2 protein-coding genes are annotated in these 12,431 nt (G+C 62.7%); one reads left to right on the top strand and one right to left on the bottom strand.

Going from position 1 to position 12,431, the window contains the following annotated elements; all coding sequences use genetic code 11:
* Positions 1-446: 446 nt before the first annotated feature.
* Positions 447-10,988 (bottom strand): hypothetical protein, encoded by a 10,542-nt coding sequence (locus RZE79_RS34785; RefSeq protein WP_373696586.1) that lies wholly within the window; start codon positions 10,986-10,988, stop codon positions 447-449.
* Between RZE79_RS34785 and RZE79_RS34780 the strand changes: the two genes are divergently transcribed.
* Positions 10,960-12,366, top strand: a complete 1,407-nt coding sequence (locus RZE79_RS34780) for a YadA family autotransporter adhesin (protein WP_373696581.1) — start codon at positions 10,960-10,962, stop codon at positions 12,364-12,366. The two genes, RZE79_RS34785 and RZE79_RS34780, sit on opposite strands and share 29 nt — an antisense overlap.
* The last annotated feature ends 65 nt before the right edge of the window (positions 12,367-12,431 follow it).

Here is a 12,431-nt window from a genome sequence, read left to right as displayed (position 1 = left end):
TCGTTCGGGCTGATGCAGGATGCGAATGCCGTGATCATTGGTCCGACGACAGGGACTGCATGCAATGCCTCGGGGACTGGGCCCGATGGAACGACAAAATATGCAACGGGGGTGAGCCCCGTTGATGGCTCAGGCACGTTTTCTTCCGTTGTCGGAGGTTGCTCGGCGAACGGGGCAGGCTTTCTCGGCGTAACGCTCTTCGGGTCCTATACGACCGCGACTGGCAAAGGGGCGACCATGCTTGGCATGGGCTCAACCGCGGGAGTGTGGGGGACCGCGCTGGGATTGCAGGCAAAGGCCGCGGGACAAGGCAGTTTGGCTGGGGGCTTCAATGCGAACGCCAGCGCGACAAACAGCGTTGCACTCGGCAATGGCGCAACTGCTTCTGACGATAACAGCGTGGCCTTGGGAGCCGGTTCAACTACGGGCGTAGGAGCAAACACCGGCTATACGGCGTTCGGTTTGAGTGCTCCGCAGACTTCGATGGGGGAGGTCAATGTCGGCAATCGCCAGATTACAGGCGTTGCGGCAGGGAGTGCGGCGCAGGACGCAGTGAATGTGTCGCAACTGTCAACGACGGCTTCCAGCCTTTCGTCGGGCTTGAGCACGGCGAACAGCACTGTCAGCAGCCTGTCGACCTCGACATCCTCGGGTCTCAGCACGGCCACAAGTCGTATCAACAGCCTTTCGACATCGACATCGAGTGGTCTCAGCACAGCGACCAGCGGCATCTCTAGCCTTTCCACGGGCCTGAGTACCACGAACAGCAACGTCAGCAGCTTGTCGACTTCAACCTCGTCGGGCCTGAGCACCGCGACCAGCAGTATCTCCAGCTTGTCGACGGGTCTGAGTACGACCAACAGCAATGTCGGCAGCCTGTCGACTTCGACATCCTCCGGGCTGAGCACGGCCACGAGCAGCATCAGCAGCTTGTCGACGTCTACTTCCAGCGGTCTGAGCACGGTCGCCAGCGGCCTCTCAAGTCTGTCGACCGGTCTGAGCACCACGAACAGCAGTGTCGGCAGTCTCTCCACATCCACGTCATCCGGCTTGAGCACGGCCACAAGTGGCATCTCGAGCCTGTCCACCGGCCTGAGCTCGACCAACAGCAATGTGAGCAGCTTGTCGACTTCCACGTCGTCGGCCCTGAGCACAGCGACCAGTGGCATCTCGAGTCTGTCCACTGGCTTGAGCACGACGAACAGCAACGTCAGCAGCTTGTCGACTTCCACGTCGGCGGGCCTGAGCACAGCCACCAGTGGCATCTCCAGCCTGTCGACAGGTTTGAGCACCACGAACAGCAATGTCAGCAGCCTGTCGACGTCGACGTCGTCCGGCTTGAGCACCGCAGCGAGCGGCATCTCGAGCCTGTCGACCGGCCTGAGCACGACAAACAGCAACGTGGGCAGCCTCTCGACGTCCACGTCGTCCGGCCTGAGCACCAGCAGCAGCCGCATCGACAGTCTCTCGACGTCGACTTCGAGCGGGCTGAGCACGGCGACCAGTGGCATCTCCAGCCTGTCCACTGGCCTGAGCACTACCAATAGCAACGTCAGCAGTCTTTCGACCTCCACCTCGAGCGGTCTGAGCACGGCCACCAGCGGCATCTCCAGCCTGTCCACGGGCCTGAGCACCACGAACAGCAATGTGGGCAGTCTGTCGACGTCCACGTCGACTGGCCTCAGCACGACCAACAGCCGCATCGACAGCCTGTCGACGTCGACGTCGAGCGGCCTGAGCACCGCCACGAGCGGTATCTCAAGCCTGTCCACCGGCCTGAGCACAACGAACAGCAATGTCAGCAGCCTGTCGACTTCCACGTCGTCGGGTTTGAGCACGGCTACCAGCGGCATCTCCAGCTTGTCGACAGGTCTGAGCACGACGAACAGCAATGTGTCCAGCCTCTCGACCTCGACGTCGAGCGGTCTGAGTACGGCGGCCAGTGGTATCTCGAGCCTGTCCACCGGCCTGAGCACGACGAATAGCAACGTCAGCAGCCTGTCGACGTCTACGTCGTCGGGCCTGAGTACGGCAACCAGCGGCATCTCCAGCCTGTCGACCTCGACGTCGAGTGGTTTGAGTACGACCAACAGCCGCATCGATGGCTTGTCTACGGGGCTGAGCACGACAAACAGCAACCTGGACAGCCTGTCGAGCTCGACTTCGTCCGGTTTGAGCACGGCGACCAGTGGCATCTCCAGCCTGTCGACTGGCCTCAGCACGACGAACAGCAACGTCGGCAGCTTGTCGACCTCCACCTCGAGCGGATTGAGCACCGCCACCAGCGGCATCTCCAGCTTGTCGACTGGTCTGAGCACCACGAACAGTAACGTCAGCAGTCTCTCGACCTCGACGTCGTCGGGTCTGAGCACAGCGAACAGCGGCATCTCCAGTCTGTCGACCGGTCTGAGCACCACGAACAGCAATGTCAGCAGTCTTTCGACCTCGGCGTCCTCGGGCCTGAGCACGGCCACGAGCGGCATCTCGAGCTTGTCCACCGGCCTAAGCACCACGAATAGCAACGTGAGCAGCCTGTCGACCTCTACGTCGTCGGGTCTGAGCACGGCCGCAAGCGGAATTTCCAGTCTTTCGACTTCGACGTCGAGCGGCTTGAGCACGACCAACAGCCGTATCGATAGCCTTTCGACGTCCACGTCGTCAGGTCTGAGCACCACGAACAGCAACGTGAGCAGCCTTTCGACCTCGACGTCGTCCGGCTTGAGCACGGCCACGAGCAGCATCGACAGCCTGTCGACGTCTACCTCAAGTGGTCTGAGCACCGCAACCAGTGGCATCTCGAGCCTGTCCACCGGCCTGAGCACTACAAACAGCAACGTGGGCAGCTTGTCGACTTCGACGTCGTCGGGTCTGAGCACGACCAATAGTCGCATCGACAGCCTCTCGACATCCACATCGTCCGGCTTGAGTACCGCCACCAGCGAGATCTCCAGCCTGTCGACTGGACTGAGCACGACCAACAGCAATGTGAGCAGCTTGTCGACGTCGACGTCGTCCGGTCTGAGCACCGCGACCAGCGGAATCTCTAGCCTGTCGACTGGCCTGAGCACCACCAACAGCAATGTCAGCAGCCTTTCGACTTCGACGTCCTCGGGCCTGAGCACGGCCACAAGCAGTATCGACAGCTTGTCGACGTCAACCTCATCCGGCCTGAGCACCGCAACGAGCGGGATCTCCAGCCTTTCGACCGGTCTGAGCTCGACCAACAGCAACGTCAGCAGCTTGTCGACTTCTACGTCGTCTGGTCTGAGTACCGCCACGAGCAGCATCGATAGCCTGTCGACGTCCACATCGAGTGGCCTGAGCACCGCGACCAGTGGCATCTCGAGCCTGTCCACTGGCCTGAGCACGACGAACAGCAATGTGAGCAGCTTGTCGACTTCTACGTCGTCGGGTTTGAGCACGGCCACGAGCAGCATCGACAGCTTGTCGACGTCAACCTCATCCGGCCTGAGTACTGCAACGAGCGGTATCTCCAGCCTGTCCACGGGCCTAAGCACGACCAACAGCAACGTCAGCAGCCTCTCGACTTCTACGTCGTCGGGTTTGAGCACGGCCACGAGCAGCATCGATAGCCTGTCGACGTCCACATCGAGTGGCCTGAGCACTGCGACCAGTGGCATTTCGAGCCTGTCCACTAGCCTCAGCACGACGAACAGCAATGTCAGCAGCCTCTCGACTTCGACGTCGTCGGGTCTGAGTACGGCCACGAGCAGCATCGACAGTCTGTCGACGTCTACCTCGAGTGGCCTGAGCACTGCGACCAGTGGGATCTCGAGCCTGTCCACGGGCCTGAGCACCACGAACAGCAACGTGAGCAGTCTGTCGACGTCCACTTCCTCGGGGTTGAGCACGGCCACGAGCAGCATCGACAGTCTCTCGACCTCGACGTCATCGGGCTTGAGCACAGCATCCAGCGGCATCTCCAGCCTGTCGACTTCGACGTCGAGCGGCCTGAGCACTGCCACGAGCAGCATCGATAGCCTCTCGACCTCGACGTCGTCGGGCCTGAGCACAGCGACCAGCGGCATCTCGAGCTTGTCCACAGGTCTGAGCACGACCAACAGCAACGTCAGCAGCCTCTCGACTTCTACCTCGTCCGGTCTGAGCACGGCCACGAGCAGCATCGATAGCCTGTCGACGTCTACGTCGTCTGGCCTGAGTACCGCGACCAGCGGCATCTCGAGCTTGTCCACCGGCCTGAGCACCACGAACAGCAATGTCGGCAGTCTGTCGACGTCGACGTCGTCCGGTCTGAGCACGGCCACGAGCAGTATTGACAGTCTGTCGACCTCGACATCGTCTGGCCTGAGCACGGCTACCAGCGGCATCTCCAGCCTGTCCACGGGCTTGAGCACGACGAACAGCAATGTGAGCAGCCTGTCGACGTCCACGTCGAGTGGTTTGAGCACAGCGACCAGTGGCATCTCCAGTTTGTCCACCGGCCTGAGCACGACGAATAGCAACGTGAGCAGCCTGTCGACTTCGACATCGTCGGGCCTGAGCACAGCCACGAGCAGCATCGACCGCTTGTCGACGTCCACGTCGTCCGGTCTGAGCACTGCAACCAGTGGGATCTCCAGCCTGTCTACCGGCTTGAGCACGACAAACAGCAACGTCAGCAGTCTGTCGACTTCGACGTCGTCGGGCCTGAGCACAGCCACGAGCAGCATCGACAGCCTGTCGACGTCGACTTCGAGTGGCCTGAGCACGGCCACCAGTGGAATCTCGAGTCTCTCGACCGGCCTGAGCACGACGAACAGCAATGTCAGCAGCCTCTCAACCTCGACGTCCTCGGGCCTGAGCACAGCCACGAGCAGCATCGATAGCCTCTCGACATCGACGTCTTCCGGGCTGAGCACAGCGACCAGCGGTATCTCCAGCCTGTTCACTGGCCTGAGCACCACGAACAGCAACGTCAGCAGTCTGTCGACTTCGACGTCGTCGGGCTTGAGCACGGCGACGAGCAGCATCGACAGCTTGTCGACGTCCACTTCGAGCGGTCTGAGCACGGCGACCAGTGGCATCTCGAGCCTGTCCACGGGCTTGAGCACGACGAACAGCAACGTCAGCAGTCTGTCGACTTCAACGTCGTCGGGCCTGAGCACGGCCACGAGCAGCATCGACAGTCTCTCGACTTCGACCTCCTCGGGCTTGAGCACTGCAACCAGTGGCATCTCGAGCTTGTCCACTGGCTTGAGCACCACTAACAGCAACCTGGACAGCCTGTCGACGTCCACGTCGTCCGGCCTGAGCACCACCACCAGCGGCATTGCCAGCCTGTCGACTTCGACGTCGTCTGGCCTGAGTACGACCAACAGCCGTATCGACAGCCTCTCGACTTCCACATCGACGGGCCTGAGTACCGCGACCAGTGGCATCTCGAGCCTGTCCACGGGCTTGAGCACGACGAACAGCAACGTCAGCAGCCTCTCGACCTCCACGTCGTCCGGTCTGAGCACAGTCACGAGCAGCATCGACAGCTTGTCGACGTCTACTTCGAGCGGTCTGAGCACAGCGACCAGCGGCATCTCGAGCCTTTCCACCGGGCTGAGCACGACGAATAGCAACGTCAGCAGCTTGTCGACCTCGACGTCCTCGGGTCTGAGCACCGCCACCAGCGGTATCTCCAGCCTGTCTACGGGCCTGAGCACGACAAACAGCAACGTCAGCAGTCTGTCGACTTCGACGTCGTCGGGCCTGAGCACCGCCACCAGCAGCATCGACAGCCTGTCGACGTCGACTTCGAGTGGTCTGAGCACCGCCACCAGTGGAATTTCGAGTCTCTCGACCGGCCTGAGCACGACGAACAGCAATGTCAGCAGCCTCTCAACCTCGACGTCCTCGGGCCTGAGCACAGCCACGAGCAGCATCGATAGCCTCTCGACATCGACGTCTTCCGGGCTGAGCACAGCGACCAGCGGTATCTCCAGCCTGTCCACTGGCCTGAGCACCACGAACAGCAATGTGAGCAGCCTGTCGTCTTCGACGTCGACGGGCCTGAGCACGGCTACGAGCGGCATCGACAGCCTGTCGACGTCGACCTCGTCGGGCCTGAGCACTGCTACCAGCAGCATCGATAGTCTGTCGACGTCCACTTCGAGCGGTCTGAGCACCGCAATGAGCGGGATCTCCAGCCTGTCGACTGGCCTGAGCACCACCAACAGCAACGTCAGCAGCTTGTCGACCTCGACATCGTCGGGTCTGAGCACGGCTACAAGCAGCATCGATAGTCTCTCGACCTCGACGTCCTCCGGATTGAGCACGGCGACCAGTGGTATTTCGAGTCTGTCTACGGGCCTGAGCACGACGAACAGCAGCGTGAGCAGCCTGTCGACCTCGACGTCGTCGGGCTTGAGCACGGCGACGAGCAGCATCGACAGCTTGTCGACGTCCACCTCGAGCGGTCTGAGCACGGCGACCAGTGGCATCTCCAGCCTGTCCACGGGCCTGAGCACCACCAACAGCAACGTGAGCAGCCTCTCGACCTCTACGTCGTCGGGCCTGAGCACGGCCACGAGCAGCATCGACAGCCTGTCGACGTCGACTTCGAGTGGTCTGAGCACCGCCACCAGTGGAATCTCGAGTCTCTCGACCGGCCTGAGCACGACGAACAGCAATGTCAGCAGCCTCTCAACCTCGACGTCCTCGGGCCTGAGCACAGCCACGAGCAGCATCGATAGCCTCTCGACATCGACGTCTTCCGGGCTGAGCACAGCGACCAGCGGTATCTCCAGCCTGTCCACTGGCCTGAGCACCACGAACAGCAATGTGAGCAGCCTGTCGACCTCGACGTCTTCTGGCTTGAGCACGGCCACGAGCAGCATCGACAGCTTGTCGACGTCTACGTCGAGCGGCCTGAGCACGGCGACCAGCGGCATCTCGAGTCTGTCCACTGGCCTGAGCACGACGAACAGCAACGTGAGCAGCCTGTCGACCTCCACGTCGTCGGGTCTGAGTACGGCTACGAGCAGTATCGACAGCTTGTCGACGTCTACTTCGAGCGGTCTGAGCACTGCTACCAGCGGTATCTCCAGCCTGTCCACGGGCCTGAGCACCACCAACAGCAACGTCAGCAGCCTCTCGACCTCGACGTCCTCGGGTCTGAGCACAGCGACCAGTGGCATCTCGAGCCTGTCCACCGGCCTGAGCACGACGAACAGCAACGTCAGCAGTCTGTCGACGTCCACATCGAGTGGTCTGAGCACAGCGACCAGCGGCATCTCGAGTCTGTCCACCGGCCTGAGCACGACGAATAGCAACGTGAGCAGCCTGTCGACTTCTACGTCGTCGGGTCTGAGTACGGCTACGAGCAGTATCGACAGCTTGTCGACGTCTACTTCGAGCGGTCTGAGCACTGCCACCAGCGGTGTCTCGAGCCTGTCCACTGGCCTGAGCACGACGAATAGCAACGTGAGCAGCCTGTCGACTTCTACGTCGTCGGGTCTGAGTACGGCTACGAGCAGTATCGACAGCTTGTCGACGTCTACTTCGAGCGGTCTGAGCACTGCCACCAGCGGAATATCGAGCCTGTCCACCGGCCTGAGCACCACGAACAGCAATGTGAGCAGCCTGTCGACTTCGACGTCATCAGGTCTGAGTACGGCCACGAGCAGCATCGACAGCTTGTCGACGTCTACTTCGAGCGGTCTGAGCACTGCGACCAGTGGCATCTCGAGCCTTTCCACAGGCCTGAGCACCACGAACAGCAACGTCAGCAGCCTCTCAACATCGACGTCGTCCGGTTTGAGCACTGCCGCCAGTGGCATATCGAGCTTGTCCACGGGCCTGAGCACGACAAACAGCAACGTCAGCAGTCTGTCGACTTCGACGTCGTCGGGCCTGAGCACGGCCACGAGCAGCATCGACAGCCTGTCGACGTCGACTTCGAGTGGTCTGAGCACCGCCACCAGTGGAATCTCGAGTCTCTCGACCGGCCTGAGCACGACGAACAGCAATGTCAGCAGCCTCTCAACCTCGACGTCCTCGGGCCTGAGCACAGCCACGAGCAGCATCGATAGCCTCTCGACTTCGACCTCTTCGGGCTTGAGCACTGCAACCAGTGGCATCTCGAGCCTGTCCACCGGGCTGAGCACCACGAACAGCAACGTCAGCAGCTTGTCGACTTCTACGTCGTCGGGTCTGAGTACGGCGACGAGCAGCATCGACAGCCTGTCGACATCTACGTCGAGCGGCCTGAGCACGGCTACCAGTGGTATTTCGAGCCTGTCGACTGGGCTGAGCACGACGAACAGCAACGTCAGCAGCCTGTCGACCTCCACGTCGTCCGGCCTGAGCACTGCTACCAGCGGTATCTCCAGCCTGTCCACGGGCCTGAGCACCACCAACAGCAACGTCAGCAGCCTCTCGACCTCGACGTCCTCGGGCCTGAGCACCGCCACCAGCGGCATCTCAAGCCTTTCCACCGGGCTGAGCACCACGAACAGCAACGTCAGCAGCTTGTCGACTTCTACGTCGTCGGGCCTGAGCACGGCCACGAGCAGCATCGATAGCCTGTCGACTTCCACATCGAGTGGTCTGAGCACAGCGAGCAGCGGCATCTCGAGTCTGTCCACGGGCCTGAGCACCACGAACAGCAACGTGAGCAGCCTTTCGACCTCCACGTCGTCGGGTCTGAGTACGGCGACGAGCAGCATCGATAGCTTGTCGACGTCTACTTCGAGCGGTCTGAGCACTGCGACCAGTGGTATTTCGAGTCTGTCCACGGGCCTGAGCACAACGAACAGCAACGTGAACAGTCTGTCGACTTCGACGTCGTCGGGTTTGAGCACAGCCGCGAGCAGCATCGACAGCTTGTCGACGTCTACTTCGAGTGGCCTGAGCACGGCGACCAGTGGCATCTCCAGCCTGTCCACGGGCCTGAGCACCACCAACAGCAACGTCGGCAGCCTGTCAACCTCTACGTCGTCGGGCCTGAGCACGGCCACGAGCAGCATCGACAGCCTGTCGACGTCCACGTCTTCCGGGCTGAGCACTGCCACCAGCGGTATCTCGAGTCTGTCCACGGGCCTGAGCACGACAAACAGCAACGTCAGCAGCCTGTCGACTTCGACGTCGTCAGGTCTGAGCACTGCTACCAGCGGTATCTCCAGCCTGTCCACGGGCCTGAGCACCACCAACAGCAACGTCAGCAGCCTCTCGACCTCGACGTCCTCGGGTCTGAGCACAGCGACCAGTGGCATCTCGAGCCTGTCCACCGGCCTGAGCACGACGAACAGCAACGTCAGCAGTCTGTCGACGTCCACATCGAGTGGTCTGAGCACAGCGACCAGCGGCATCTCGAGTCTGTCCACCGGCCTGAGCACGACGAATAGCAACGTGAGCAGCCTGTCGACTTCTACGTCGTCGGGTCTGAGTACGGCTACGAGCAGTATCGACAGCTTGTCGACGTCTACTTCGAGCGGTCTGAGCACTGCCACCAGCGGTGTCTCGAGCCTGTCCACTGGCCTGAGCACGACGAATAGCAACGTGAGCAGCCTGTCGACTTCTACGTCGTCGGGTCTGAGTACGGCTACGAGCAGTATCGACAGCTTGTCGACGTCTACTTCGAGCGGTCTGAGCACTGCCACCAGCGGAATATCGAGCCTGTCCACCGGCCTGAGCACCACGAACAGCAATGTGAGCAGCCTGTCGACTTCGACGTCATCAGGTCTGAGTACGGCCACGAGCAGCATCGACAGCTTGTCGACGTCTACTTCGAGCGGTCTGAGCACTGCGACCAGTGGCATCTCGAGCCTTTCCACAGGCCTGAGCACCACGAACAGCAACGTCAGCAGTCTGTCGACCTCTACGTCGTCTGGCTTGAGCACGGCCACGAGCAGCATCGACAGCTTGTCGACGTCTACTTCGAGCGGCCTGAGCACGGCGACCAGTGGCATCTCCAGCCTGTCCACTGGCCTGAGCACCACCAACAGCAACGTCAGCAGTCTGTCGACCTCTACGTCGTCTGGCTTGAGCACGGCCACGAGCAGCATCGACAGCTTGTCGACGTCTACTTCGAGCGGCCTGAGCACTGCGACCAGTGGCATCTCGAGCCTGTCCACCGGCCTGAGCACGACGAACAGCAACGTCAGCAGTCTGTCTACGTCCACATCGAGTGGTCTGAGCACTGCAACCAGTGGCATCTCGAGCTTGTCCACAGGCCTCAGCACCACGAACAGCAATGTGAGCAGCCTCTCGACGTCCACGTCGTCGGGTCTGAGCACCGCCACGAGCAGCATCGACAGCTTGTCGACATCTACGTCGAGCGGCCTGAGCACTGCGACCAGCGGGATATCGAGCCTGTCCACCGGGCTGAGCACGACGAATAGCAACGTCAGCAGCCTGTCGACTTCCACGTCGTCGGGTCTGAGTACGGCTACCAGTGGTATTTCGAGCCTGTCCACTGGGCTGAGCACGACGAACAGCAACGTCGGCAGCCTGTCGACCTCCACGTCGTCGGGCCTGAGCACTACCACGAGCAGCATCGGCAGCCTCTCGACCGGCCTGAGCACTGCCACCAGCGGCATCTCCAGCCTGTCCACCGGCCTGAGCACCACCACCAGCAACATCGACAGCCTGTCGACCGGCCTGAGCACGACCAACAGCAACGTCAGCAGTCTCTCGACCTCGTTCTCGACCGGCCTGAGTACCGCCACCAGCGGCATCTTCAGCCTGTCGACGGGCCTGAGCACGACGAACAGCAACGTGAGCAGCCTGTCGACGTCGACGTCGAGCGGCCTGAGCACGGCAAACAGTGGCATCGGCAGCCTGTCGAGTGGCCTGAGCACAGCGACCAGCGGCATCTCGAGTCTGTCCACGGGCCTGAGCACCACGAACAGCAACGTGAGCAGCCTGTCGTCGGGCCTGAGCACGACGAACAGCAACGTCAGCAGCCTGTCGACGTCCACGTCGTCCGCCCTCAGCACGACGAACAGCAATGTGAGCAGCCTGTCGAGTTCGGTGTCCACCGGCCTGAGCACGGTCAACAGCAATGTCGACAGCCTGTCCACCGGCCTGAGCACGACCAACAGCAACGTGAGCAGCCTGTCGACGGGACTGAGCACCACGAACAGCAACGTCAGCAGCCTGTCGACGTCGACGTCGGCGGGCCTGAGCACGGCGACGAGCGGCATCAACAGCCTGTCGACCGGCCTGAGCACGACGAACAGCAACCTGGACAGCTTGTCCACCAGCGTGGGCGGTGCGGCCAGCGGCATTGCCAGCCTGTCGACCTCGACGTCGAGCGGCCTGAGCACGGCCACGAGCAGCATCAGCAGCCTGAGCACGACGGTCAGCTCGATCTACAACGGGGGCACGAAGTACTTCCACGCGAACTCGACCAACACGGACTCCAAGGCCAGCGGCCAGGAAGCCGTGGCGATCGGGCCGCGTACCGAGGCCAGCGGCGCCAACTCCTTCGCCGCCGGCAACGGCGCGAAGGCCACGGCCGACGGCGCGGTGGCGGTGGGCTTCGGGGCGCAGGCTACGGGCACCAACGCGATCGCCATCGGCACCGGAGCGCTGGCCACCGGCTCGCAGGCGATCGGTGCGAACTCCCGCGCGGGCGGCGGCGGCGTGGCCCTGGGCGATCGGGCCGATGCCGGCGGCACGCCGCTGAGCGCAGCGAAGAACGTGGCGCAAGGCACGGCGATCGGCTTCGGCGCGGTGGTGCAGCAGACCGGCGGCGTGGCGCTGGGTGCGAACTCGGTGGCCTCGACGGCGGCGGGCATGGTCGGCTACGTGCCGGGCAGCGCCAACGCAGAGCAGGCCGCGGCCATCCGGGCCACGACCGGCACGCAGGGTGCGGTGTCGGTAGGCGACGCGGCCAGCGGCCAGTTCCGCCAGATCACGGGCGTGGCTGCCGGCACGGCCGACAGCGACGCAACCAACGTGGCGCAGTTGAAGGCAGCCTCGGCAGCCTCGAAGGCCAGCAGCGTGCAGTACGCCACCAACCCCGACGGGTCGGTCAACTACAACCAGATCACGCTGGGTGCCGGCGAAGCGGCAAGCGGCACGCGCATCAGCAACGTGGCACCGGGCGTGCTGCCGGGCGACGCGGTCAACCTGGGCCAGTTGCAGCAGGTGCAAAAGCAGGTGGGCGACGTGGCGCGCATCGCCTACTCGGGCACGGCGATGGCCTTCGCGATGTCGGGCACCTACCTGCCCACGCTGTACCCGGGCGAGAAGACGATCGGCGTCGGCCTGGGTTCGTACCAGGGCTACAGCGCCGTGGCGCTGACCTTCAAGGCCTTGTCGGACGACGGCAAGATGTCCTGGGGCGCGGGCCTGACCTCCACCGGCAAGGAGTGGGGCGTCAACGCGGGCATCGGCTGGAAGTGGAAGTAAGCCGCTGAGCGAGCAAGCGCCAGGCTGACGCCCGGCCGGTGGCTCCCGTGCCCTGCGCGCGGGAG

The organism is Variovorax sp. EBFNA2, assembly GCF_033802765.1.
GTDB classification, from domain to species: Bacteria; Pseudomonadota; Gammaproteobacteria; order Burkholderiales; family Burkholderiaceae_C; genus Variovorax; species Variovorax paradoxus_H.
Note: the sequence above shows the minus strand (reverse complement) of the source record. Positions and strands in the feature narration are given on the sequence as shown.